Raw genomic sequence first — 24,929 nt, 5'->3', positions numbered from 1 at the left:
GCTTCCTGAATCGGCACGGGCGGACAGCGTTCGCTGCGATTCGCCGCCTGCCGTCTGCTATCGGAAAATGCTGCGGGTTGACAGCCGCGCCAGGGGCATGATATAACTTGCAGCAACAAACCGCATCCCGGCCCGGTCCGCGGATGCGCATAGCGTGAACGGCATGGATGGGCCTCCAGTAGCCGGACGTCGAAGCGGATCAGAGAGCCGGTGGGTGGTGTGAACCGGTGCGCAGCGTCTTGGCGAATTACCGCCCGGAGCCGGCTGGACGAGGCTGAGCGATCGGCATGTAGTCCGGTCCCGGAAGCAGTCTTCCGTTATCTTCAACGAAGTGGGGGCAGTTTTGGCTTTTCCGAATGGAGAAGCCGCCGCTCCAACAAGGGTGGTACCGCGAGCTGATCCTTCTCGTCCCTTCGGACAAGAAGGATCTTTTTGCATTTCATTTAAGAAAGGGGACCCCCATCATGAGCGTTGAGGAGCAGAAGGAGCAGGAGAAGAAGCGCTTGTCGGAGGCGCAGCAGGAGGAGGTCGGGCGCCAGCTGGACATTCTCGCCCGCGGAGCGGCGGAGATCGTCCCGGCGGACGGGCTGCGGGAGAAGCTGGAGCAGTCGGTGCTCGAGGGCAGGCCGCTCAACGTGAAGCTCGGCCTCGACCCGTCGGCGCCGGACATCCATATCGGCCATACGGTCGTGCTGCAGAAGCTGCGCCAGTTCCAGAGCCTGGGCCATCAGGTCCAGCTCATCATCGGCGACTTCACCGGCCGCATCGGCGATCCGACGGGCAAGTCGGAGACGCGCAAGCCGCTGTCGGAGGCGGACGTGCGTCGCAACGCGCAGACGTACCAGGATCAGATGTTCCAGGTTCTCGATCCTGAGCGGACCAAGCTGTACTACAATTCCGAATGGCTGTCTCCGCTCCAGTTCGGCGACATTCTGGGGCTGGCGGCCAAGTCGACGGTCGCGCGCATGCTGGAGCGGGACGACTTCACCAAGCGGCATCGGGCGGGCCAGCCGATCGGCATCCATGAGTTCTTCTACCCGCTGATGCAGGGCTACGATTCCGTCGCGCTCGATACGGACGTCGAGCTTGGCGGCACCGACCAGACGTTCAACCTGCTCATGGGACGCCAGCTGCAAAAAGAGTACGGCAAGCGCCGCCAGATCGCGATCACGATGCCGATCCTCGAAGGCCTCGACGGCGTGCAGAAGATGAGCAAGAGCCTCGGCAACTACATCGGCATCTCCGACGAGCCTTCCGACATGTTCGGCAAGGCGATGAGCATCCCCGACGAGCTGATGGCGAAATACTTCCTGCTGGCGACCGATCTGGACGAAGCCGAGCAGGCCGGAATCCGCGACGGATTGGAGAGCGGAGCTCTCCATCCGATGGAAGCGAAGCAGCGCCTCGCCTGGACGCTCGTCCGCCAGTACCACGGCGCCGCAGCGGCCGACGCAGCGGCCGAGCGGTTCCGCGAGGTATTCCAGCAGCGGGAGCTCCCGGAGGAGATCGAGGAAGCGTTTCTGCCCGCAGCGGAGCTGGAGGACGGAGCGATCCGGCTGTCCCGGCTGCTGACCGTCCTCGGACTGTCCGAATCCGGCAGCGAGGCGCGCCGGAGCGTGCAGCAAGGCGCTGTCCGGATCAACGGAGAGCGGCTGGACGATGCGTCCGCGGAGCTGCGTCCCCGGGATGGGGATGTCGTTCAGGTCGGACGCCGGAGGATGGCGCGGATCCGCTTCGATAAAAGTTGACCGGTCATTTGTCAAAGTAGTGAAACATTTCCTTGAATCGGGCGTATAGAAGACCAGGCGGTTACAATCGCTTCCAATAATGGGGGGTGAGTGAAATGGAGACGCTATATTTATCCTGCTTGGCTTTCGGCGTGCTGTTCGCGCTCGTCAGCGTCGTGCTTGGCGATCTGCTCGGCTCGGCGCTTGACGGAGCGCTGGATTTCCTCTCGGCGGATGCCGGCGGCATTTTCCAGCCGGCGGCGCTGGCGGGCGGGATCACCGCGTTCGGCGGGGCCGGCCTCATGCTGGAGAAGTACACCGAGCTTGGCGCGGGAGCGACGGCGAGCCTGTCGGTTCTGCTCGCGATCGCCGGCTCCGCGGCGATGTTCTTCCTTTATGTGAAGCCGATGAGGAACAGCGAGACGTCGTCGGGCTACTCGGTCCGGGAGCTGGGCGGGATGATCGGCGAGGTCATCACTCCGATCCCCGCCCATGGATGCGGCGAGGTGCTGATCCGGATCGGCGCAGGCGTTACGAACCATACGGCGGAGAGCTTTGAGAGCCGGGACATTCCGTCCGGCAGCCGTGTCGTCGTCGTCGAGGTGAAGCCGGACGCGCTTTCGGTCGCCATGATGAATGAGAGAGGAGACCTGTAATGCCAGAATTTCTCGTAATTCCTTCGATTGTCGTCGGCGTCATCGTCTTGCTGGGCCTCGCTTTCTGGGCTCGCTACAAGACGGCGAGCCCGGACGAGGCGATGGTCGTCACCGGTTCTTTCCTCGGCGCGAGCAATGTCGCGTCGGATGATTCCGGCCGGAGCATCAAGATCGTCCGCGGCGGGGGCGCGTTCATCCTGCCGGTGTTCCAGCGGGTGGAGTTCCTGTCGCTGCTGTCGATGAAGCTCGACGTCTCCACGCCGGAGGTGTACACGGAGCAGGGCGTGCCGGTCATGGCCGACGGCGTCGCCATCATCAAGATCGGCGGCTCGATCGAGGATGTCGCGACGGCGGCCGAGCAGTTCATGGGCAAGCCGGTCGAGGCGCTCAAGAGCGAGGCTCAGGAAGTGCTGGAGGGCCATCTGCGGGCGATCCTCGGCTCGATGACGGTCGAAGAAGTGTACCGCAACCGCGACAAGTTCGCGCAGGAGGTGCAGTCGGTCGCGGCGAAGGATTTGAAAAAGATGGGGCTGCAGATCGTCTCGTTCACGATCAAGGATCTGCGCGACAAGCACGGCTATCTGGACGCTCTCGGCAAGCCGCGCATCGCCGCCGTCAAGCGGGATGCGGAAATCGCCGAGGCTCAGGCGCTCCGTGACTCGCGGATTCAGAAGGCGGCGGCGGAGGAAGAAGGCCAGAAGGCCGAGCTGCTGCGCGACACGAACATCGCCGAGGCGTCCAAGCAGAACCAGCTGAAGGTGGCCGAGTTCAAGAAGGAGCAGGATACGGCCAAGGCAGAGGCGGATCAGGCGTATACGATCCAGGAAGCCCGCATCAAGCAGCAGGTCGTCGAGGAGCAGATGAAGGTCGAGCTGGTCCGCAAGGAGCGCGAGATCGATCTGGAGACGAAGGAGATCCTGCGCCGCGAGAAGCAGTACGACTCCGAGGTCAAGAAAAAGGCCGACGCCGACCGGTATGCCGTCGTGCAGGCCGCCGAGGCGGAGAAGGAGCGGCAGTACCGCGCTGCCGATGCGCTCAAATATCGCATCGAGGCGGAAGCTCACGCGATGGCCGAGCAGAAGCGGCTCGAGGGCCAGGCGCAAGCCGACGCCGAGCGCGCCAAAGGTACGGCGGAAGCCGAAGTCATCCGGCTGCGCGGTCTCGCCGAAGCCGAGGCGAAGGAAAAGCTCGCCCAGGCGTTCGAGAAGTTCGGCGAGGCAGCCGTCCTCGACATCATCGTCAAGATGCTGCCGGAGCTGGCTGCGAACGTCGCGGAGCCGATCAAGTCGATCGACAAGCTGACGGTCGTCGATACCGGCAACGGCGCCGGAGCGGCGCGCCTCTCCAACTACGTGACCGACCTGATGGCGACCGCTCCCGAGATGCTCAAGAGCGTCGCCGGCATCGACGTCAACGAGCTGATGCGCAGCCTGACGTCCCGATCGGCGTCGCCGGCAGCTGCGGCGTCGCTTCCGAAGGCCGAGCCGGCGCTGCCCGCCGCGGCTGCGCTGAGCGCGGCCGCAGCCGAGGCGCCGAGCAAGTCCTGATCCTCCGCATTCATGCTGGAATGCGAGCCGTTTCCGCCCTAGCGGCGGGAACGGCTTTTTTCGTCTAGCAAGGAGCGCGCAAAAAAGCCTCGCGGCATAGGCCGCGAGGCTTTTGAGGCTGCTGATCCGAAGTCGGATTAACGGCTGTAGAACTCGACGATTTGCTTTTCGTCGATGTCGGAGCTCAGCTCGCCGCGCTCTGGCAGGCGGATGTACTTGCCTTCGAGAGCTTGCTCGTTGAATTCCAGGTACGCCGGCAGGTGATGGCGGCCTTCCATAGCTTCTTTGACCAGCTTGAGGGAGCGGCTGCGCTCACGCAGGCCGATCACATCGCCAGGCTGGACTTGGTAGGAAGCGATGTCGACCTTCTTGCCGTTCACCGTCACGTGGCCATGCGCTACGAGCTGGCGAGCGCCTGCACGGGAGTTGGCGAAAGCAAGACGGTACACGAGGTTGTCCAGGCGGCTCTCAAGCAGGAACATGAAGTTCTCGCCGGAGATACCTTTGATTTTCGAAGCTTTGTCGAACAGGTTGCGGAATTGCTTTTCGTTCACGCCGTACATGTGGCGCAGCTTTTGCTTTTCCGCGAGCTGGAGGCCGTAGCCGCTCACTTTTTTGCGCTGGCTCGCTTGGCCGTGCTGACCCGGAGGGAAAGCGCGCTTCGCGAGTTCTTTGCCGGTGCCGCTCAGGGAGATGCCGAGGCGGCGGCTGAGTTTAAACTTGGGACCTGTATAACGTGACATATTGGGTGTAGCTCCTTCTTCAAATGGAATGTTTGAAAAGGGTCCAACGTTTCGCCGAATGCTGCATGAACATGGACGAGCCATGACCTGAAGGGGAAGTTCAGCCGCTGCCCCCGCAGCTGCAGCACCCATGAGGGTGTCACAAAACCTTTGGCCTATATTCAACAACTAATTTTAAAGGATTCATGCTCGACATGTCAAGGGAATCGCCGCTTCTGCATAAGGGAACGGCAAGCGAGGGAAAATCCTACGGAACGCAGGAATGAGAGGAGTGCTTTTGATGACCTTCCGCATCCCCATAAAGCGAATTCATACGCTGCTGGCGCTGCTCGCCGCGGCGTCGCTGCTCGCCGGCTGCGCGGCAACGTCCGCGGAGCGCTCGCCGCGGGAGCTGCTGCGCCTCGCCGTATCGGGGCTGTCCGTCCCGGAAAGCTATCGCTTCGCGTTGATCGAGACCGATCCGTCCGGTGCCGGGGCGGCGCGGCAGGAGGAGTGGAAGGGCGAAGTGCGCCGGCATGACGGACTTCGCCTGTTGACCAGCGGAGCGGGAGCGGCGGTCCGGATCGACGGGAGCGACCGGTACGGCGAGGACAGCTACAACCCTTCGGCGCTGCTGGAGGGGCTGCTGGATGGAGCGGCGAGCGTCCGGCTGGACGAGGCCCGCTCGGACGGAGGAGAGGCGGTGCTGCTCATCAAGCCTAGTGCGAGCTTCGCGTCGGGCCTCTGGAGCAAGCGGCTGCGCGCGCAGGCCGAGCCAAGCTCCGCGGCCCGTCCGCTGCAGGCGGCCGACATGCGCTGCGAGCTTGTCGTGGATCGGCATCGGCTCGTGCCGGTGGAGCTGACGGAGCGGTCCAGGCTGGTTTTTGCCGACGGCGGAAAGCGGGTCGAGGAGGAGCGGTCGCTGCGGTTCCGCTTCGAGACGGAACCGTGATGCGATGACGCGGAGCCGTGCAGAAGCAGGAACGCTCGTGATAGGATGGGAACGGAATTCATCTATTCGAGGAGGTATGCAGCCATGCGCGATCCGCGCCTGCAAACATTAGCCGCCAATCTGGTCCGCCACTCCGTGCGCGTCCAGCCTGGCGAGAACATCCTGATCGACATGATCGGCCCGGAGCGGGAACTGGCCAAATGCCTCGTGGAAGAAGTGGCCCGCGCCGGCGGCCGTCCGTTCGTCGAGACGAGCGACCGTTCCGTGCTGCGCTCGATGCTGCTGCACGCGACGCCGGAGCAGATCGGGCTGTGGTCGAAGCTCGACCAGGAGCGCATGAAGCAGATGCAAGGGTACATAGGGATCCGATCGGGTGAAAACGTCAACGAGCTGTCGGACGTGCCGGAGGACAAGATGAAGCTGTACCAGCAGCTCTACTCCCATCCGGTGCACTCCGAGATCCGCGTCAAGAAGACGAAGTGGGTCGTGCTGCGCTATCCGAACGCCTCGATGTCCCAGCTCGCCAAAATGAGCACCGAGGCGTTCGAGGACTTCTACTTCGACGTGTGCAATCTCGACTACAGCCGCATGGAGGATGCGATGACGCCGCTCCAGCAGCTGATGGACCGCACGGACAAGGTCCGCATCGTCGGACCGGGCACGGACCTGAGCTTCTCGATCAAGGGCATCGGCTCCGTCAAATGCGCCGGCGAGCGCAATATTCCGGACGGAGAGCTGTACACGGCGCCGATCCGCGACTCCGTGCAGGGCACGATCACGTACAACACGTCGAGCGTCAACTCGGGCGTGACGTTCGACAACATCTCCTTCACGTTCGAGAACGGCCGCATCGTCAAGGCGACGAGCAGCGATACGGACCGGATCAACGAGATTCTCGACACGGACGAAGGAGCCCGCTACATCGGCGAGTTCAGCCTCGGCTTCAACCCGTACATCCTGCACCCGATGAACGATACGCTGTTCGACGAGAAGATCGCCGGCTCGCTGCACTTCACCCCGGGACAGGCTTACGAGGAAGCGGACAACGGCAACCGGTCCGCGGTCCACTGGGATCTCGTCCTGATCCAGCGTCCCGAGTACGGCGGCGGCGAGATCTATTTCGACGACGTGCTGATCCGCAAGGACGGGCTGTTCGTGCTGCCGGAGCTGGAAGGGCTCAATCCCGAGCGATTGAAATAAGCGGATTCCGCAGATGGGCTTCCGGGTAAAAATATCCTGTTCATCTTGAACGGGGGAGCGTTTCGGAGTATGATGGAGGAAACGTTTTCTTAAGTTTTTTAACAGGGAGGAATACCCATGTCCAACAATGCGGCTATCGTAGAAATTTCCCAAGTTGCCAGCCGGTTCCGCTCGTCGATCGTGCTTCAAGCCGAAAACAAGTACATCGACGTGAAGAGCATCCTCGGCCTGTTCACGACGTTGGTGGGTACGCATTCCTACGAGCTTCACGTCCACGGGCCTGACGCCGACGAGGCGAAAAAGGCGCTTGCCGAAGTATTCGCCAAGCACAATCTCAACATTACGATCATCGGCGAATAGATGCCGGCGAAGGGCGACTCTACCCGTCATGCGGGCGGAGTCGCCTTCTTTGTTTGTCCTTGTGTATTCCCCCCGAATCGTCTACTATTAGAGATATTAGGCAAACCAATGACAACAACGGCGAGACATCCGCACAGGGGGGGAAACTATGTCTTCACCGGAAGTTCTGGTCCATCTGCATCAGAAGGCGGTTCTACTGCTGCAGGATGACGCAAACAAGATCGAGAAGCTCATCGAAGTGCAGATGGAAAATCTTGCGACCCGCAAATGTCCTCTGTACGAAGAGGTTCTGGATACCCAGATGTACGGTTTTTCCCGGGAAGTAGACTTTGCGGTGCGGGCTGGCCTGATCGAGGAATCGGCAGGGAAGGCCATCATCAGCAAGCTGGAGCGCAACTTGGCTCAATTGTACGAAGCGCTGGACCAAAAATCCCAGCTTCTATAGGATGGACCGAAGGCAAATGAAAAAGCGGCGCCGCGTCGACAGACAGCGGTGCCGCTTTTTTGCTTAGATGCGCTACACGAGGTAGAACGCGAAGCCGAGAATGATGTACACCATGACGAGCAGGAAGCCCTCGTACCAGTTCGTGCGTCCGTCGCTCGAAACCGCCTTGGCGATGAACACCGAGACGGCAATGGCGGCAAGCTCGATCGGCGTGAAGACGATGTCCATCGTCGGGCCGAAAAAGCCGCTGATGAGGACGAGCACCGGCGCCACGAACAGCGCGATCTGCAGGCTCGAGCCGACGGCGATCTCGACGGCGGCGCCCATCTTGTTTTTCATCGCGAGCATGATGGCCGCGCTGTGCTCGGCCGCGTTGCCGACGATCGCGACGACGAAGGCGCCGATGAACAGCTCGGACAGGCCGAAGCGCTCCGATACGCCGTGCAGCGTGCCGACGAGCCATTCGCTGACGAATGCGACCATGACGGTCGCGACGACGAGGTAGAGCACCGAGCGCTTGAGGGACCAGAGCGGCTTTTCCTCATGCGCGTCCGCTCCGGCCTCGGCCTTGTCCTCCATCTCGGACAGCATGTCCTTGTGGGTGACCATCGAGAACACGAGCCAGAGCAGGTAGCTGACGATCAGGATGATCGCGACCGTGATGCTCAGGATCTGGTCCTGGCGGAAGCTGAAATGCTCGGACGTGACGAACGTCGCCGGAATGAACAGGGCGACGACGGCCAGGATCATCAGCGTGGAGTTGTGGGTGGCGAGCTGCACGTTGTAGCGCTGCTCCTTGAACTTGAGGCCGCCCAGCAGGATGCTGAGGCCGAGCACGAGCAGCAGGTTGCCGATGATCGAGCCGGTCAGGCTGGCCTTGACCGTCTCGAACGAGCCGGCTTTCACGAGGAAGATGGCGATGATCAGCTCCGCCGCGTTGCCGAACGTGGCGTTGAGGAAGCCTCCGAGCCGCTGGCCGGCGTAATGGGCGACCGATTCCGTCGCCTGGCCGAGAAAGCCGGCGACGAAGATGACCGAGATCGCCGATACGGCGAACTGGAGCATCTCGTTCCAGTGGAGATAATGGGCGAGTCCGCTCACGACGAACGTGAGGATGAGCCCGGCGAAGAACAGCTGGCGACGCTTGGCCATAATGCACCTCTTTGGCAAGGATGAGCCGGGTCGGGACCCGGCAAAATATGTATCTTACTATACCCAATTCAAGGACTAAAGTAAACGGAGGCGAGCGGCTTCCGGACTGTCTTGCATTTCCGAGAGCGCATCCTTTACAATGGATGAAAGTGGAGTCAAACGAAGGGGTGGAGCGTCGTGGCGGAAGATCTTGAAACAGGAATGATTCGGATTTCAGATGACGTAGTCGCAACGATCGCAGGACTCGCCGCGCTCGAGACGCCGGGGATCGCCGCCATGTCGGGCGGCATCTCCGAAGGGCTGGCCAAGCGGCTGAGCGGAAAGAACGCCCAGAAGGGCGTGACGGTCGAGGTCGGACAGCTGGAGGCTGCGATCGACCTGCGCGTCATCGTGCAGTATGGGATTCCGATCCAGGAAGTATGCCGGCAGCTGCAGCTCGGCGTACGGGAGGCGGTCGAGAACATGACCGGCCTTCATGTCGTCGAGGTGAACGTCAAGGTCGACGGCGTCATGTTCAAGGAAGAGACGGCGGAGGAGCCGGCTTCCGGCGCCAGCCGTGCGATCAAATAGCTTCGCCTTTGCTTGTCCCGCTCGAGCGGGACAGGCTTTTTTTTGATCCGACGGCGTGGCCGCTCGCAGGCGAGGAGCGGAAGGCGGAGGGGAGACAGCGAAAAGAGCAGGCAAAAGCGCCTCTGCCGGTGATTCGGGCAGAGGCGCCGAGAAGGACGAAAGCGTTAGTTTTCGGACAGCATCGGCTGCTTCGCAGATCGAGGCCGCGCGTTCGGCGACGTCTGGATCGCCGGATCCCGATTGGCCTCGCGGGAGATGCTCAGCATGACGCCCATCGCGATGAGCGAGGCGAGCAGCGACGATCCGCCGTAGCTGATGAACGGCAGCGTGACGCCGGTCAGCGGGATCGCGCCGGTGACGCCGCCGATGTTGACGAACGCCTGGATGGCGAACAGCGAGACGATGCCGGCTCCGACGACGGTGCCGTAGATGTCCGGGCAGCGGAGCGCCACGATGATGCCGCGCCACAGGAACATCAGGAAGACGAGCAGGAACAGGCTGCTGCCCAGGAAGCCCAGCTCCTCGCCGATGATCGCGAAGATGAAGTCGTTGTAGGCGAAGGGCAGATACTGGACCTTTTGCACGCTATGGCCGAGGCCGGCTCCGGTGAAGCCGCCATGTCCGAGCGCCATCAGCGAGCGGCTCACCTGCATGCCGGATTCGAGCGCGTGGGCGAGCGGATCGCGGTAGCTGGTGAACCGCTCCAGCCGATATGCCCAGCCGTCGCTGTCGACGAGGAAGCTGATCGCGATGACGATCGCGATGGCGATGGCGCCGAAAAACCCCGAGGCGACGAGCTGGCGCAGGTTGGCGCCTCCGGCGAAAATCATCATCATCGCGCAGGCGCAGATGACGAGGCAGGAGCCCATGTCGGGCTGCAGCATGATCATGCCGCAGACGACGGCGACGATGACGATGACCGGCACGAGGCCGCGCTTGAAGCTGCGGAACCGCTCGCCCTTTTTGGCGATGAGCGAGCCGAGATAAAGGATGAGGGCGATCTTGGCGAACTCGGTCGGCTGGATGGTGAAGCCGAACAGGTTGATCCAGCTTCTCGCCCCGTTGATCTCATCCGCCACGAAGGGCACGAGGAGCAGCATGAGCATGGCCGGAATGAAAAAAAGGATGAAGCCCTTCTTGAAGAACTGATAGCGGAAGTTCATCAAAAGGAGCATCAATCCCGTGCCGAGACCGGCGAATAGAAGCTGTTTCTTGAAAAAGTGCAGCGGATCGTATCCGTACCGCCTGTCCACCTCTGCGATGCTGGCGCTGGCGCTGAAAACCATGACGAGGCCGAAGCCGACCAGCGCCAGCGTCAGGATGAGAAGCAGGAAGTCCGGTCGGCCGCGGCGGCTTTCCGGGTTTGCTTTCATTTCATACCATCACCTTATTCGGCCAGCTTTTGCTTCAGCTCGGCCAGCTTTTGCTTGGCGGCGCTCAGGATCGGCTGCGGTACGGCAGATTCATATTCCATTCCGTGGGGGAAGGTGGCGCGGCCGATGTAGACATGCTCGATCGCAAGCACGGCGGCCGGGTTTTCCAGCTTGCCTTCGACGGCGCGGGTATTCAAGCGCAGGAAGTACTCGAAGTCCGTGCTGCGGTCGACGAACTTAAGGTCGTATGTAGCCCGGTAATATTCCCACTGCCAGCGGACGAATCCGAGACTTTCCGCGCTCTCGTCCAGGTGAGCCAGATCGCTCTTCATTCCGTCAAGGCCGGTGTTTTCAATAATCATGAATATCCTCCTCAGCAGCTTGGCAAAGACTGTATGCACGTTCATCATTCATATTAGTATGTTTCAAAGTCGAGCGCAAGGGCGCGGCTTTTTTTGAAACGGCGCTCTATCTCCCCCGGCCGGCCTTCTGGTACACTAGTCCGTGAGAGCAAGGAGGAGATGGGAATGGACAACCAAAGACGTCTGGAGGCGGAGCGGACGCTGGAGCGGCTCATGCCGCGGATGGTGGAGCATCGGCGCCATCTTCACCGCCATCCGGAGCTGAGCTTCCAGGAGGCGCGGACATCGTCCTGGATCGCGGAGCGGCTGGCCGACATCGGCTGCGGCAGCGTGCGGACCGCCGTCGGCGGCTTCGGCATCGTCGCGGAGTGGACGGGTCTCGAGCCAGGTCCTACGGTCGCGCTGCGGGCCGACATGGACGCGCTGCCGATCGAGGAGGAGACGGGAGCGGACTACGCCTCGACCGTGCCGGGCGTCATGCACGCTTGCGGCCATGACGCGCACACGGCCGGCCTGCTCGGCGTCGCGGCCTACTACGAGTCGCTGCAGGGCGCCTTCAAGGGGACGCGGCGCCTGCTGTTCCAGCCGGCGGAGGAGCTGACGCCGGGCGGAGCGAAGCCGATGATCGAGGACGGCGCGCTGAGCGGAGTCGACGCCATCTACGGCGTGCATCTGTGGAGCCCGCTGCCGGCGGGCCGGGTCGAGACGAGAGCCGGCGCGTTCATGGCCGGAGTGGACGAGTTCACGATCGACATCGTCGGTCGCGGCGGCCACGGCGGCATGCCGCAGCATACGGCGGACGCGATCGTCGCCGGCGCGGCGCTCGTGACGGCGCTGCAGACGATCGTCAGCCGCAACGTCAGTCCGCTCGAGACGGCGGTCGTGACGATCGGCTCGTTCCAGGCCGGAGAAGCGAGCAACATCATCGCCGGCCACTGCCGGCTCAAAGGGACGGTGCGTACGTTCGACCTCGGCGTGCGCGATCAGATCCGCGCCCGCATCCGGGAGCTGACGCGCAGCGTCTGCGCCGGCTACGGCACCGAGGGGCGGCTCGACTACCGCGAAGGCTATCCGCCGGTCATCAACGACGAGGCGGAAGCCGCGCGCTGCCTGCGGACGGCGGCGATGCTGTTCGGCGAGGACGCCGCGGGCCTGTCGGAGCTCATTACGGCGGGCGAGGATTTCGCCTACTATCTCGAGCGGATTCCCGGCTGCTTCGTCTTCGTCGGAGCCGGCAATCCGGAGCTTGGCGCCGTCTACCCGCATCATCATCCGCGCTTCGACATCGACGAGAGCTCGATGAAGCAGGCCGCCTTGCTGCTCATCGGCTGCGCGGAGTCGTTCGCAGACGCGAACGGCTGACTTTTTCGCGGCGCCTGGCGCCGCAGCGCCGTACGGCGGCCCTCGGCCCTTTTTTCTGCCTGCACAGGCGGGGAGAAGGGCTTTTTGGCGCGCCGCGGCGGAGGGAGGGGCGCACAGAGGGCATAAAATCAGGCTTCGCTGCCCCATACTGTCAAAAACAGGATTGGGGAAAGGAGCCCTGGCGATGCTGAAACGAAGCAGCGGCCCATTGGTCGTGCAGGCGGACGGCACGGTGCTGCTGGACGAGTCGCATCCGGCAGCGGAGGAGGCGAGGGAAGCGCTCGGACGGTTCGCCGAGCTCGTCAAACGGCCGGGCACGCTTCATCACTATCGAATCGGGCCGCTTCCGGTCTGGAATGCGGCTTCGCAAGGAATGACGGCGGAGCAGATGCTGGAGCCGCTGCGGCGTCATGCCCGCTACCCGGTGCCGGCCGCTTTGGCGGAGCAGATCCGGCAGTGGGTCGGGCGCTGCGGCGGACTCGAGCTGCGGAGCGGCCGGGAGGGAGCTCTGCTGCTCGTCGGGGAGCAGGCGCTCCTGGAGGAGCTGCCGGAGCCGTTTTTTCAATCGCATGCGGCCCGGCGGACGGAGCAGGGATGGGAGCTGCCCGCCGACCGGCGCGGAGAGCTGAAGCGCGAGCTGCTGCGGCTCGGCTTGCCGGTGAAGGATCGGGCGGGCTACCGGGCAGGCGAGTCGCTTGACATCCGCCTGCGCGGCGAGCTGGCGGGCGGGCGGTCGTTCGAGCTGCGGGACTATCAGGCGGAGGCGGTGGACCGCTTTTGCCGCGAGGACGGAGCCGGCGGCAGCGGCGTCGTCGTGCTGCCGTGCGGAGCGGGCAAGACGGTCGTCGGCGCGGCGGCGCTCGCCCGGCTCGGCCAGGCGACGCTCGTGCTGACGTCGGGCTCGACCTCGGTTCGGCAGTGGAAAAGAGAGCTGCTGGAAAAAACGACGCTGCGGGAGAGCGACATCGGGGAATACACGGGCGATCTCAAGCAGATCCGCCCGGTCACCGTCGCCTCGTACCAGATCGTCGCCCATGGCAAGGGCGCGTCGGGAGCCCGGGCGGACGGAGGCCACTTCGACCTGTTCGGCAGCCGCGACTGGGGCCTGATCATCTATGATGAAGTCCATCTGCTGCCGGCGCCCGTCTTTCGTCTCACGGCGGAGCTGCAGGCGACGCGCCGGCTCGGCCTGACGGCGACGCTCGTGCGCGAGGACGGCCGGGCGGAGGACGTGTTCTCGCTCATCGGTCCGAAGCTGTACGAGCTGCCGTGGCGGACGCTGGAGCGCCAGGGCTGGATCGCGGGCGTGCGCTGCCGCGAGCTGCGCGTGCCGCTGTGCGACTCGATCGCCGAGCGATACGAGCGCGCGGACCGCAAGACGAAGCTGCGCCTGGCGAGCTCGAATCCGGCGAAGCTGGAGGCGGTGAACCGGGTGCTCGGCGCTCATCCGGACCGTCCCGCGCTCATCATCGGCCAGTATCTGGACCAGCTGCATGCCCTCGGCCAGGCGCTCGAGGCGCCGGTGCTGTGCGGCAGCACGCCGGCGCCGGAGCGCGAGGAGCTGTTCCGCCGCTTCAATGCCGGCGAGCTGCGGCGGCTCGTCGTCTCCCGCGTCGCGAACTTCGCGGTCGATCTGCCGGACGCCTCGCTCGCGGTGCAGGTGTCGGGGACGTTCGGCTCGCGCCAGGAGGAGGCGCAGCGCATCGGGCGCCTGCTCCGTCCGAAGGCGGACGGCATGCCGTCGCTGTTTTATACGGTTGTCAGCGCGGGCACCAAGGAGACGGAGTTCGCGCTCAAGCGGCAGCTGTTCATGGTGGAGCAGGGCTATGCGTACGAGACGATTGGACCGGAAACGGCGGAAAGGGGATGGAGCGGATGAGCGGCAGCAAGCCGTGGGAACGAAGCCGACCGGCCGTTCGTGCGGGCGGCGCGCCCGTCGAGAAGTCTGGCGGGGCGCTTCACGGCGCCGGAGCGGCGGCGGAAGCGCAGCCGTCTCCGTCCGCTGACGATGCGGGATGGAGCGCGCTTGCCGGCCTGACGGGCGCTCCTGCGGAGGGGGCGACCGGGCGCTCCGGCAGCGCCGCCGAGGAGCGCAGCCGGCCGGCTGCGCGGCTGCTGCGGCTGCTGCTTCGCCGCTACGGGCTTGCCGGAGCGGAGGAGGGGCGGCTGCTGGAGGCCGCTTGCGCCGAGCATGCATGGTCCAGCCTCGAAGCGGAGGCGGCGCTGGAGGCGCTTGCGCGATCCGGCGACGCCCAGGTGCGCGCCCGATTCTGGGGCGAGCGGATCGTGCATGTGCCCGAGGCGGACGCGCTCGCCCTGCTGCAGCGGGAGTTTCCCGCGCAGGCGGAGCCGCTGCCGCTGCAGCAAGGCGTGCGGGAGCTGCCGGGCGGCGCCAGCACGCGGCTGCTGTCGCGGGTGCTGCTCGGAGCGGCGGCGCAGCTGGCGCGCGACGGCTTCGCCGTCACCGCCAAGGGACGGCTGCACCGCAAGCTGTGCCGGAGCCTGGAGGAAGAGCTGCGGCTGCCGGAGGAAGGGCTGAGCCTGCTGCGGCTGCCGCCTGCCTGGACGCTGGAGTATGAGCCGCCGCTCGCGCTTGCGCTCGATCTGATGGCGGAGCATGGCTGGCTCTCCGCGAGCGGCGAAGGCTGGCTGCTGGACGGCGAGCGCCTGCGCGGCTGGCTCGAGCGGCCGATGCTGCAGCGCGAAAGCTCGCTGCTGCGCGCGCTGACCCGCCGGGCGCTGCGAAAGGGGCCGAGCGAGGCTGCCGCCGCTTCCGCCACGGCGGGGCTGGAGCCGGACCGCTGGTACCGGATCCGGGAGCTGGAACAGGCCGCGAGCGTCCGCGGCGAGCCGGAGGCGGCGCAGCGCTGCTTGCGCGCCTGGCTCGAGCTGCTGCGCTCTTGCGGCTGGGCGGAGCTCGCCGAGACGCATGATGGCGAGCCGGTCCTGCGGATGCAGCTTGCTTTTGACGGACAGGACGGGGAAACGGCGGATTGCGAGCCGCTGCTGGCGCAGCCGGGAGGCGAGCTGTGGGCGGCGAGCTGGTCGGACTACCGCGCAATCTGGCTGCTGGAGCTGGTCGCCGAGCGGGGGGAGCTGCGCGAGCTGACCTCTTACCGGCTGACGCCGCGCTCGCTGGCGAGGCTCGGCCAAGGCGGGGACGGAAGCGGGCTGGCGAGCCTGCTGGAGCAGGCCTGCGGCTGCCCGCTGCCGGCCGCAACGCTCGGCGCGATCCGGGAATGGACGGCGAGTAGCGAAGCGGTCGCTGCGGGCGGTGCGGAGCGCGTCCGCGCATTTGCCGCCGAGTCCGGCGAGGACAAGTTTTGGGCGGGCTGCATGGGCCTGCTGCCGCAGCCGGCCGCCACGCCCGCCGGGGCGGCCGCCGCGCGCGGCCAGCTGCGCCAGGCCTGCGCCCAGGCGGAGGATCCGTTCGGTCTCCAGCAGCTGCCGGCAGCCGAGCCTACGCGGCAAGGGCGGACCGAGCTGGAGCGGTCGCGCCCGGGACTGCCGGCCGCCTGGTGCGAGAAGCCGCGCCGCTATCACGCCTCGACCGCGCTGCAGCTGCTCGAGAGCGCGCTGCGGATCGGACTGCCGGTCGAGCTGTCGACCGCCGAAGGCCGGCACATTTTCGTGCCGGAGCGGGTCGAGCGCGAGCCGGGCGGCGGCTGGACGGCCGGCGGCAGATTCCGCGACAGCGGCGGTTGTCCCGCCGGGGCGGGCAAGCTGGATTCCGCGGACAAGGCGGCGCTGCGCCTGCTTCTCCCGCGCTGAGTCCCGTCCGCATCCTTTCGCCGGGATCAAGCTCCTGCGCAGCGGCCTGGCTGCGGGACAGGCCCGCCCTCGGCAGCCGGACGGCCGGGAAAGTCCGCCGGCGGCAGTATCCGATTCGCTCGCGGTTGTGCTATGATAAGCGATAAGCGGCTGCAGCTGCGGAAAGGAGTGATCGCGGATGATGCAGGATCTTTCCCTCGCGGAGCCTGCCCCGCTGGACATGGCGCCGCTCGTGCTGCGCGCCTACGAGCTCGGCGATTCGATCAATCAGTCGGCGCTTGTCGCCGAATATCTATATTGGAAGGACCGCGTGGAACAGGACCCGGAGGCGCTTCGGCTGAAGCGGGAATTCGCCAAGGCCAAGGAGCTGTTCGCCGAATGCGAGCGCTTCGGACGCTTCCACCCCGATTACCATGCGGCCAAGGACGCCGTCAAAAAAGTCGAGGCCGAGATGGCCGAGGTGGAGAGCATCCGCCGCTACAAGGAGACGGAGGCGGAGGTGGACGCGCTGCTCTACGACGTGTCGCTGCTCATCGCCGAATCGGTGTCGAGCGCGATCAAGGTGCCGAGCAACAACCCGCTGCCGACGGGCGGCTGCGGAAGCGGCGGCTCCTGCAGCTGCGGAAGCGGCGGCTGCGGCTAGGGCGTGTCTGCATGCCCCGAAGGAAGCAGATGTGACCGAATTTTTAAGGCCGGACCGACATTTACACAGGATCAGGACGGTGAATCCTAGCATGCTTTCGGAACAGAGAAAGGGACATATCGTCTGGGTGAGCGACGTCAAGGCCGCCCGCAGTTTGGAGAAATACGGCAACGTCCACTTCATTTCCCGCCGCCTCCACTATGCGGTCGTCTACGTGGACGCGGACCGCGAGGAAGAGACGCTTCGCAACCTGCAGCGGCTTCCTTACGTGAAGAAGATCGAGCGCTCGCTGCGCAGCGAGCTCAAGACGGAGTACACCAAGGAATCCGAGGACAAGACGCGCTTCTACAGCATGTAGCCTCCCGTTTGGCGCGGACGATCGGATGCGCGCCTTCAAGCCTTCGCTCCCGATTCGGGAGCGAAGGCTTTTTTGCTTGCCGAATCGTCTAGAGGAGGAGAGGCCTCGCTTGATAATCCAAAATGTGCCAATAATGGGGAGGACTTATTTTATATTTGAAAAAGGAAATAGTCATGGTAGAATAAGCCTAAACTATATATAGATATAAAGGCCTGCTTCCTCAGAAGGAGTGGACAAGGTGAAGGATCGAGTAACGGAGAGATGGAGCACCTACGAGACGTTCCACGTGCAGCTCGGCGACAAGCGCGTGGCGGACATCATCATTACGAACCATGCCCGCGACCGTTGGACGGATCGGGTGGAGAGCCAGAAGACCGGCTACGAGGATATCGCAGACTTCATCTGGCAGTGCCTCAAGCAGGGAAGGGTCGAGCCCTACTACCGCAAGGAAGAGGACGTGTATCTGATCGACGACGATCTCGTGTTCGTCGCGGAATTCACCGATTCCGAAAAGGATTTCGACCTCGCGGGCACGCCTCTGCACAAGATGATTGTCGTCACGTTCCTGGGCCGGATGTCGGAAACGATCGAATTGAGGGACTTGAAGTCCTATTATTCCTGGCTCAGGCATTCCAGGCGGATGACGCTGATAAAAAGCAGCCGGAAACGCAGATAAAAAGAATAATTTGACTAACCTCAGTCAAATATGGATTTCTTTGGATTAAAACAAGCCTTTCAGCCCCCGATGAAAAGGCTTGTTTTTGTTGGTTTAATCTTTTTCCTATGAAAATGCCCAAAGGCACGGTTTGCGGTATAATGTCGCTTAAGGAGGCGAAACCGGTGGCTCTCAATTTTCATCAGCTGCATATCTTCCATACCGTTGCCGAAAAAGGAAGCTTCTCGGCGGCGGCGCAGGCGCTGCACATGACGCAGCCTGCCGTGACGATGCAGGTGCAGTCGCTCGAGGAGCTGCTCGGGACGAAGCTGCTGCTGCGGAGCACGAAGCGCATCGAGCTGACCGACGCCGGCAGCGTGCTCATGCCGTACGCCCGGCGGAGCATGGACCTCATCCGCGAGGCCGAAGGCGCGATGGCCCGTTACGCCAGCGGCCTCAAGGGCCGGCTGCAGCTCGGCGCGAGCCTGACGATCGGCGACTACATCCTGCCGCGGCTGCTCGGTCCTTTCAATCGGGAGCATCCCGACATCTCGATCCGGATGAAGGTGATGAACACGACGCAGATCATGGACCACATCCAGAACCATCAGCTCGACTTCGGCTTGATCGAAGCGCCGATCACCCATCCCGACCTGCAGACGGAGCCGGTGCTGAGCGACGAGCTGCAGCTCATCGTCGGCCGCCGCCATCCGCTCGCGGGACGAGGCGAGGTGACGCTGGCGGAGGCGATCGGGTACCCGCTCGTGCTGCGCGAGGAGGGCTCCGGCACCCGTCAGGTGATGGAGGATCAGATGACGCTGCAGGCGATCCATCCGCAGGATCTGCAGATCGTCATGGAGCTCGGCAGCACGGGGGCGGTCAAGTCGGCGGTCGAGGCGGGCATCGGCATGTCGTTCGTATCGGCCTCGTCGATCAAGCATGAGCTGTCGCTCGGCCTGCTGGAGACGGTCCGGATCGTCGACGCCGACTTCAGCCGCAAGTTCTATTCCATCTATCTCAAGTCGGCGGTGCTGCCGCTGCCGGCCGTCTCGCTGCTGAATTTCCTGCGGGGGAGGGACCTGAGCCAGTGGCTGTGATTCGAGCGGATCTGCATGCGCATACGAACGCCTCCGACGGCGTCGACTCGCCGGCGTCCGTCGCGCGGATGGCGGCCGAGGCCGGACTCGATGCGCTGGCGATCACCGATCACGATACGATGGCCGGCGTCGAGGAGGCGGTCCGCGAAGGGAAGCGGCTCGGCCTGCTGGTGCTGCCCGGCATCGAGCTGAGCGCTTCCGAGGACGGCATCGACATTCATGTGCTCGGCTACGGCATGGACGCCGACGATCCGCTCTGGCGCGAGCGGCTGCTGCTCCAGGGCAGCGCGCGCACGCGGCGCAACGAGCGGATGGTCGAGCGGCTGCAGGCGCTCGGCATCGAGCTTACGCTCGAGGAGGCGATGGAGGCCGCTCGGGCGGCCGGCGCGGAGCCGGCCAGCCTCGGCCGCCCGCATCTGGCGTCGGTGCTCGTCGCCAAAGGAGCGGCGGCGAGCATCCGCGATGCGTTCGACCGATATCTCGGCGAAGGCGCTCCGGGATATGCGGCGCTGCCGCGCATCGCGCCGGAGGAGGCGGTCGAATGGATTATCGAGGCGGGCGGCGTCCCCGTGCTCGCCCATCCGGGCCTGTACGGCCGCGACGACATCGTGAAGCGGCTGGCGTCCGGCGGCCGCCTCGCCGGCATCGAGACGAGCCATCCGAGCCATGACGAACGGCAGGAGCAGCGCTACGCGGCGATCGCGGATCGGTTCGGCCTGTTCGCGACGGGCGGCTCCGACTATCACGGGAATCGCGGAGGAGAGCAGCGCCACAGCGCGGTCGGGGCCAAGACCGCCGATGCCGCTCCGCTCCTGGAGCGGCTCGCGGCGCGGCTGTAGGCTAGGCCCCGCTGGACGCCGTCTGCTTGACGGGCGGAAGCCGTCGATGCCGCCGTCGATGCCGCCGTCGATGCCGCCATCCGCGGCGACAGCAGGAACAAAAAAGCATCCCCCGGGTCCATTCACGGACCTGGGGGATGCTTTTTTGTTTTTCGCGTATCAGCTTTTGATCGTCGACGGCAGCGCCTTGATGCGCTCCTCGTCGGGGGTGATGAACAGCGTTTTCTGCCGGTCGTAGATGACGAATCCGGGCTTGGCGCCGCTCGGCTTGTGCACGTGGCGGATCAGCGTGTAGTCGACCGGGATCATGCTCGAGCCTTGGGCCTGGCTGTAGTGGGCCGCCAGCATCGCGGCTTCCTCCAGCGTCGGATCGCCGAACTCGGCCGCGCGGATGACGACGTGGGAGCCGGGGATGTCCTTCGTATGCAGCCAGGTGTCGCCGGAGGCGGCCAGCTTGTTGGTCAGATGCTCGTTCTGCGTATTGTTCTTGCCCACATAAATCGGCAGCCCCTCGGAGGAGGTGTAGCAGAGCAGCGACGGACGGGCCGGCTTCTTGCGCTTGGCGCCGCGCTTCTCTCGCGCGCGCAGGTAGCCTCCGGCGACGAGCTCGTCGCGGATCTCCTCGACATCCTGCAGGGAGGCGGAGCCGAGCTGCTGCAGCAGCGAGTCGAGGTAGCGGATCTCCTCGCGCGCCAGCTCCATCTGCTCCAGCACCGCGCCGGTGCTGTTGCGGGCTTTGGCGTAGCGGCGGAAGTACCGCTGGGCGTTGTCCGACGGGCTCAGCTGCGGATCGAGCTCGATGTCGATCTCGGCGCCGTTCTCGTCATAGTAGTCGACGACGGTGACCGAGCGGTCGCCTTTTTGGAACGAATGCATGTACGTCGTGAGCAGCTCGCCGAGCTTGCGGTGCTTGTCCGCGTCCTTGGCTTCTTCAAGCGTCGCGGCTTGCTTCTCGAGCTTCTTGACGTTTTTGGCGCGTTCGTTGTGCAGGAACTGCAGCATGTCGGAGACGCGCTGCTTGACGGCGTCGCGGCCGGCCTTGTCGCCGTAGTACGCCTCCAGGCACTCGCTGATGGTGGCGAACGCTCGGCGCTCGCCGGCGGCATGAGTGAGCGGAGTGATCGAAAAGAGCGCCTTGCCGTCCGGCTGCTCGACGATGCCCGGCTCGTCGTCATGATCGCGCGCGGCGTTCAGGAACCGGTCGAACTCCGTCCACAGCGCCTCGGCCGGGTCCGTGCCCGCCGCCTTGGAGGCGCGGTAGGCGAGCTCGCGGCCGAGCAGCGGGCTGAAGCCGCTGAAGGCGGCGACGAGCCGCTTCTCCGGCGCGGGCGCGGGACGCGGCGCCTCGGCATCCGCGTCGGCGCGGGCCTCGACCGCTTCCAACGCGGCTTCGAACTGCTCCCGGGTGACGATGCCGAGCGGGTCCTGCTTGCCTTGCTCCGGCGGAGCCGTGTAGCGGGAGCCGGGCATGACGATGCGGTAGGCGCTGATCGCCGGCGTGACATGGTGGATGCCGTCGTGGATCGTACCGCTGGCGGAGTCGGTCAGGATGATGTTGCTGTGGCGGCCCATCAGCTCGACGATGATCGTCTTGAGCGACAGGTCGCCGAGCTCGTCGCGCTGGCGGATCTCGATGTGCAGGACGCGCTCCATGCCGATCTGGCGGATCGACTCGATCTGGCCGCCTTCGCAGTATTTGCGGAGCAGCATGCAGAACATCGGCGGCTCCATCGGGTTCTGATAAGTCCGCTCGGTCAGATGGACGCGCGGGTAGGTCGGGTTGGCGGACAGCAGCAGCCGCTTGCCGCCGCCGGCGCCGCGGGTCTGCAGCACGAGATCGTGGGCAGAGGGCTGGTGGATCTTATGGATGCGGCTGCCGACGAGCTGCTGCAGCTCATGCGCGGCGGCGCGCAGGACGAATCCGTCTAGGGCCATGTCGGGTCGTTCTCCTTTTTGCGAATGGGCGCGGCGTGCGGAAGAGAAGAAGCGCCGGGCGCGCGCGGATGGATGGATCGATGCGTCCTCAAGTGTACCACACCCTGCGGCGCATGGCATCCGGCAGCCTGGCCGGCTCGCCGGACAAGGGATAATTCGGAGATTGTCCTCATATAGTGTCCTAGAGCCTTGCGGATGCTGGCGGCAGCATGAGTGCGGGCAGCGGGAGGGAGAAGAGTCGAATGGAAAATACGAATTGGCATCGGCTGTCGGAAGAAGAGCTGCTGGCCCGGCTCGGCTGCTCGCCGGAAAGCGGGCTGGCTCCGGACGAGGCGGCGAGGCGGCTCGCGGAGCATGGCCGCAACGAGCTGTCGGAGGGCGAGAAGCTGTCGCCGGCCAAGCTGTTCCTGAATCAGTTCAAGGACTTCATGGTGCTCGTGCTGATCGGCGCGACGCTGATTTCCGGCCTGCTCGGCGAATACCTCGACGCGATCACCATTTTGGCGATCATCGTCATCAACGCCGTGCTCGGCTTCATCCAGGAGTTCCGCGCCGAGCGCTCGCTGCGGGCGCTCAAGGAGCTGTCGGCGCCGACGGCGCATGCGCTGAGGGGAGGGAGCATCGTCTCCGTGGCGGCGAGCGAGCTCGTGCCGGGAGATATCGTGCTGCTGCAGAGCGGAGATCGCGTGCCGGCCGACCTGCGGCTGCTGAGCGCGAACGGCTGCCAGGCCGAGGAATCCGCCCTGACCGGCGAGTCCGTGCCGGTATCGAAGCATGCCGATCCGATCGACGAGGACGATCTGCCGCTCGGCGACCGGCGCAACATGGCCTTCCTCGGCACGCTGCTGACCGGCGGCACCGCGCGCGGCGTCGTCGTGCGCACGGGGATGGGCACGGAGATGGGCAAGATCGCCGACCTCATCCAGCAGACGGAGGAAATGGAGACGCCGCTGCAGCGCCGGCTCGAGCAGCTCGGCAAGATTCTGATCGTCGTCGCGCTCGGTCTGACCGTCATGGTCGTCGTCGCCGGCATCCTGCACGGCCAGCCGGCCTACGGCATGTTCCTGGCGGGCGTCAGCCTCGCGGTGGCGGCCATCCCGGAAGGGCTGCCCGCGATCGTCACCGTCGCGCTCGCGCTCGGCGTGCAGCGGATGATCCGGCGCAAGGCGATCGTGCGCAAGCTGCCTTCGGTCGAGACGCTCGGCTGCGCGTCGGTCATCTGCTCCGACAAGACCGGCACGCTGACGCAGAACAAGATGACGGTGACCCGGGTATGGACCGGCAGCCGCGAGCTGGAGGTGACCGGCGAGGGCTATGTGCCTCAGGGAGGCTGCTTCGACGGCGGCAAGCCGGTCGAGGCCAAGGACGACGCGTCGCTGCGCCGCATGCTGCAAATAGCGGCGCTGTGCAACAACGCCGTGCTGCAGCGGGCGGCCGAGCCGGCCGCTGCGGTCCGCTCGAGCGCGCCGGAGCCGGAGGAGGCGTGGGAGCTGAAGGGAGATCCGACGGAGGGCGCGCTCGTCGTGCTGGCGGCGAAGATGGGCCTTTCCGCCTCCTCCTTGGAAGGGCTGTACAAGCGGGAGCAGGAGTTCCCGTTCGACTCGGAGCGCAAGCGCATGTCGGTCGTCGTCAGCCATCAGGGCGGCCGCCTCGCTTGCGTCAAGGGCGCGCCCGATCTGCTGCTGGAGCGCTGCGCGTACATCCTCTGGGACGGCAAGGTCGTGCCGTTCACCGGCACGCTCCGCACGAAGGTGCAGCAGGCGCAGGAAGCGATGGCGCAGTCGGCGCTGCGCGTGCTCGGCCTCGCCTATCGCGAGCTCAAGCCGCACGAGAGCTGCGAGACGGCGGAGGAGGCGGAATGCCAGCTCGTCTTCGCCGGCCTCGCCGGCATGATCGACCCGCCGCGCCGCGAGGTGCAGGCCGCGATCGCGACCTGCCGCCGCGCCGGCATCAAGACGGTGATGATCACCGGAGACCATCAGCTGACGGCCGAGGCGATCGCCGCGCAGCTCGGCATCATGCCGCGAGGCGGGCTGTCGGTCAGCGGGCGCGAGCTCGCCGCGATGTCGGACGAGGAGCTCGACAAGGTCGTCGACAACATCTACGTCTACGCCCGCGTCTCGCCGGAGCACAAGCTGCGCATCGTCAAGTCGCTGCAGCGCAAGGGCCATGTCGTGGCGATGACCGGCGACGGCGTGAACGACGCGCCGGCGATCAAGGCGGCCGACATCGGCATCGCGATGGGCATCTCGGGCACCGACGTGTCCAAGGAGGCGTCCTCGCTCGTGCTCGGCGACGACAATTTCGCCAGCATCGTGTCGGCGATCGAGGAAGGGCGCAGCATCTACGAGAACATCCGCAAGTTCATCCGCTACCTGCTCGCCTCCAACGTCGGCGAGATCCTGACGATGTTCCTCGCGATGATGGCGGGCCTGCCGCTGCCGCTGCTGCCGATCCAGATCCTGTGGGTGAATCTCGTCACCGACGGACTGCCGGCGATGGCGCTCGGCGTCGACCAGGCGGAGAACGACCTGATGACGCAGAAGCCGCGTTCGGCGCGCGAGAGCATCTTCGCGCGGCGGCTCGGCTGGAAGATCGTCAGCCGCGGCATCCTGATCGGAGTCTGCACGCTCGGCGCGTTCTGGATCACGCTGAGGAGCGCTCCGGAGGGAGCGGCCGGCCTTGCCCTGGCGCAGACCGTCGCGTTCGTCACGCTCGTCATGGCGCAGCTGATCCATGTGTTCGACTGCCGCAGCTCGCGCTCGATCTTCCATCGCAACATCCTGCAGAACAAGTACCTCGTGCTCGCCGTGCTCTCGTCGCTCGGCCTCATGCTGGCCGTCCTGTACGTGCCTGCCTTGCAGCCGATCTTCAAGACGGTGCCGATCGGACTGCGCGAATGGTGCCTCTCGCTCGTCGCCGCCGGCATCCCGACGTTCGTCATGGGCATCGGCAGCGTGCTCGGCTCGTCCAAGAAGCGCAAGCCGAAGTCGCGCATCAGCTACACGAGCGGCGGCAGCCAGCCTTCGCTCCGCTGACCATCGGCCGCTCCTCTGGGCTCCGCTCCGCGCGGACGCTCGGGGGGAGCGGCTTTTTCGATGGGCAGGAAAGGCGAAGCGACAGATTCTCCTGAGCTTGCTTGCCTCGGAACGAAACTCGCCTCTCCGCCGGAGGACGGAGAATGCCGGTTCGCCTTGCTTAAA

At 65.0% G+C, this 24,929-nt stretch carries 22 protein-coding genes; 17 read left to right on the top strand and 5 right to left on the bottom strand.

Annotated features, from left to right (window positions below; genetic code table 11):
• The first annotated feature begins 464 nt into the window (after window positions 1-464).
• From tyrS to B8V81_RS23435, 3 genes are all read left to right on the top strand, one after another.
• Window positions 465-1,748, top strand: a complete 1,284-nt coding sequence (tyrS, locus tag B8V81_RS23445; protein ID WP_101809301.1) for a tyrosine--tRNA ligase — start codon at window positions 465-467, stop codon at window positions 1,746-1,748.
• 95 nt (window positions 1,749-1,843) lie between these two features.
• On the top strand, window positions 1,844-2,383 hold the full coding sequence (locus B8V81_RS23440; RefSeq protein ID WP_101809300.1) for an NfeD family protein: 540 nt from the start codon (window positions 1,844-1,846) through the stop codon (window positions 2,381-2,383).
• Entirely contained in the window at window positions 2,383-3,930 is a 1,548-nt protein-coding gene (locus B8V81_RS23435) for a flotillin lipid rafts scaffold protein FloT (protein ID WP_101809299.1), read from the top strand. The genes B8V81_RS23440 and B8V81_RS23435 overlap by 1 nt, the downstream gene beginning before the upstream one ends.
• Before the next feature lie 137 nt (window positions 3,931-4,067).
• Here B8V81_RS23435 and rpsD read toward each other — a convergent pair whose 3' ends face one another.
• Window positions 4,068-4,673 carry a 30S ribosomal protein S4 gene (gene rpsD / locus B8V81_RS23430; protein ID WP_028596920.1) on the bottom strand — a complete coding sequence of 202 codons (606 nt, stop codon included), beginning with the start codon at window positions 4,671-4,673 and terminating at the stop codon, window positions 4,068-4,070.
• Between the two features lie 280 nt (window positions 4,674-4,953).
• Between rpsD and B8V81_RS23425 the strand changes: the two genes are divergently transcribed.
• From B8V81_RS23425 to B8V81_RS23410, 4 genes are all read left to right on the top strand, one after another.
• Window positions 4,954-5,604, top strand: a complete 651-nt coding sequence (locus tag B8V81_RS23425) for a hypothetical protein (protein ID WP_101809298.1) — start codon at window positions 4,954-4,956, stop codon at window positions 5,602-5,604.
• 84 nt (window positions 5,605-5,688) lie between these two features.
• The gene (locus B8V81_RS23420; protein ID WP_101809297.1) at window positions 5,689-6,804 is read left to right on the top strand and encodes an aminopeptidase; all 1,116 of its coding nucleotides are present in this window, start codon (window positions 5,689-5,691) and stop codon (window positions 6,802-6,804) included.
• A gap of 117 nt (window positions 6,805-6,921) precedes the next feature.
• Window positions 6,922-7,164 carry an HPr family phosphocarrier protein gene (locus tag B8V81_RS23415; RefSeq protein ID WP_028596917.1) on the top strand — a complete coding sequence of 81 codons (243 nt, stop codon included), beginning with the start codon at window positions 6,922-6,924 and terminating at the stop codon, window positions 7,162-7,164.
• Between the two features lie 148 nt (window positions 7,165-7,312).
• A complete protein-coding gene (locus B8V81_RS23410; protein ID WP_028596916.1) occupies window positions 7,313-7,609 on the top strand; it encodes an Fpa/YlaN family protein in 297 nt (98 codons plus the stop codon).
• Between the two features lie 72 nt (window positions 7,610-7,681).
• On the opposite strand, the gene cax is transcribed toward B8V81_RS23410, so the two are convergent.
• Window positions 7,682-8,761, bottom strand: a complete 1,080-nt coding sequence (cax, locus tag B8V81_RS23405) for a calcium/proton exchanger (protein WP_043110728.1) — start codon at window positions 8,759-8,761, stop codon at window positions 7,682-7,684.
• Between the two features lie 201 nt (window positions 8,762-8,962).
• Here cax and B8V81_RS23400 point away from each other — a divergent pair, with 201 nt between their 5' ends.
• Window positions 8,963-9,331 carry an Asp23/Gls24 family envelope stress response protein gene (locus B8V81_RS23400; RefSeq protein ID WP_043110727.1) on the top strand — a complete coding sequence of 123 codons (369 nt, stop codon included), beginning with the start codon at window positions 8,963-8,965 and terminating at the stop codon, window positions 9,329-9,331.
• 164 nt (window positions 9,332-9,495) lie between these two features.
• Here the strand turns inward: B8V81_RS23400 and ftsW are convergent, their stop codons facing one another.
• Both ftsW and B8V81_RS23390 read right to left on the bottom strand, forming a co-directional pair.
• Window positions 9,496-10,704, bottom strand: a complete 1,209-nt coding sequence (ftsW, locus tag B8V81_RS23395) for a putative lipid II flippase FtsW (protein WP_028596913.1) — start codon at window positions 10,702-10,704, stop codon at window positions 9,496-9,498.
• A 14-nt stretch (window positions 10,705-10,718) separates the two neighbouring features.
• The gene (locus B8V81_RS23390; RefSeq protein ID WP_028596912.1) at window positions 10,719-11,066 is read right to left on the bottom strand and encodes a YugN family protein; all 348 of its coding nucleotides are present in this window, start codon (window positions 11,064-11,066) and stop codon (window positions 10,719-10,721) included.
• Between the two features lie 165 nt (window positions 11,067-11,231).
• Between B8V81_RS23390 and B8V81_RS23385 the strand changes: the two genes are divergently transcribed.
• From B8V81_RS23385 to B8V81_RS23350, 8 genes are all read left to right on the top strand, one after another.
• Window positions 11,232-12,428 carry an amidohydrolase gene (locus B8V81_RS23385; RefSeq protein ID WP_101809296.1) on the top strand — a complete coding sequence of 399 codons (1,197 nt, stop codon included), beginning with the start codon at window positions 11,232-11,234 and terminating at the stop codon, window positions 12,426-12,428.
• A gap of 184 nt (window positions 12,429-12,612) precedes the next feature.
• On the top strand, window positions 12,613-14,307 hold the full coding sequence (locus tag B8V81_RS23380) for a DNA repair helicase XPB (RefSeq protein WP_028596910.1): 1,695 nt from the start codon (window positions 12,613-12,615) through the stop codon (window positions 14,305-14,307).
• Window positions 14,304-16,199, top strand: a complete 1,896-nt coding sequence (locus B8V81_RS23375; protein ID WP_028596909.1) for a hypothetical protein — start codon at window positions 14,304-14,306, stop codon at window positions 16,197-16,199. The genes B8V81_RS23380 and B8V81_RS23375 overlap by 4 nt, the downstream gene beginning before the upstream one ends.
• 181 nt (window positions 16,200-16,380) lie before the next feature.
• Window positions 16,381-16,842: a YlbF/YmcA family competence regulator gene (locus tag B8V81_RS23370; protein WP_028596908.1), complete on the top strand. Its 462-nt coding sequence runs from the start codon at window positions 16,381-16,383 to the stop codon at window positions 16,840-16,842.
• Window positions 16,843-16,933: 91 nt separating this feature from the next.
• Entirely contained in the window at window positions 16,934-17,200 is a 267-nt protein-coding gene (locus B8V81_RS23365; RefSeq protein WP_028596907.1) for a YlbG family protein, read from the top strand.
• 238 nt (window positions 17,201-17,438) lie between these two features.
• Window positions 17,439-17,876 carry a hypothetical protein gene (locus B8V81_RS23360; protein ID WP_028596906.1) on the top strand — a complete coding sequence of 146 codons (438 nt, stop codon included), beginning with the start codon at window positions 17,439-17,441 and terminating at the stop codon, window positions 17,874-17,876.
• A gap of 164 nt (window positions 17,877-18,040) precedes the next feature.
• Window positions 18,041-18,952 (top strand): selenium metabolism-associated LysR family transcriptional regulator, encoded by a 912-nt coding sequence (locus B8V81_RS23355; protein WP_028596905.1) that lies wholly within the window; start codon window positions 18,041-18,043, stop codon window positions 18,950-18,952.
• On the top strand, window positions 18,943-19,791 hold the full coding sequence (locus B8V81_RS23350; protein WP_028596904.1) for a PHP domain-containing protein: 849 nt from the start codon (window positions 18,943-18,945) through the stop codon (window positions 19,789-19,791). Before B8V81_RS23355 ends, B8V81_RS23350 begins: the two co-directional genes overlap by 10 nt.
• Before the next feature lie 159 nt (window positions 19,792-19,950).
• Here B8V81_RS23350 and B8V81_RS23345 read toward each other — a convergent pair whose 3' ends face one another.
• Window positions 19,951-21,726, bottom strand: coding sequence for an Rqc2 family fibronectin-binding protein (locus B8V81_RS23345; RefSeq protein ID WP_028596903.1), 1,776 nt, complete (start codon window positions 21,724-21,726; stop codon window positions 19,951-19,953).
• 242 nt (window positions 21,727-21,968) lie between these two features.
• Here B8V81_RS23345 and B8V81_RS23340 point away from each other — a divergent pair, with 242 nt between their 5' ends.
• The gene (locus B8V81_RS23340) at window positions 21,969-24,764 is read left to right on the top strand and encodes a calcium-translocating P-type ATPase, SERCA-type (protein ID WP_101809295.1); all 2,796 of its coding nucleotides are present in this window, start codon (window positions 21,969-21,971) and stop codon (window positions 24,762-24,764) included.
• The last annotated feature ends 165 nt before the right edge of the window (window positions 24,765-24,929 follow it).

The sequence above is a fragment of the Paenibacillus pasadenensis genome (assembly GCF_002864175.1).
Classification (GTDB): domain Bacteria; phylum Bacillota; class Bacilli; order Paenibacillales; family Paenibacillaceae; genus Paenibacillus_O; species Paenibacillus_O pasadenensis.
The sequence above is the reverse complement of the archived record's forward strand: the minus strand, read 5'-3'. Positions and strand labels throughout refer to the sequence as shown.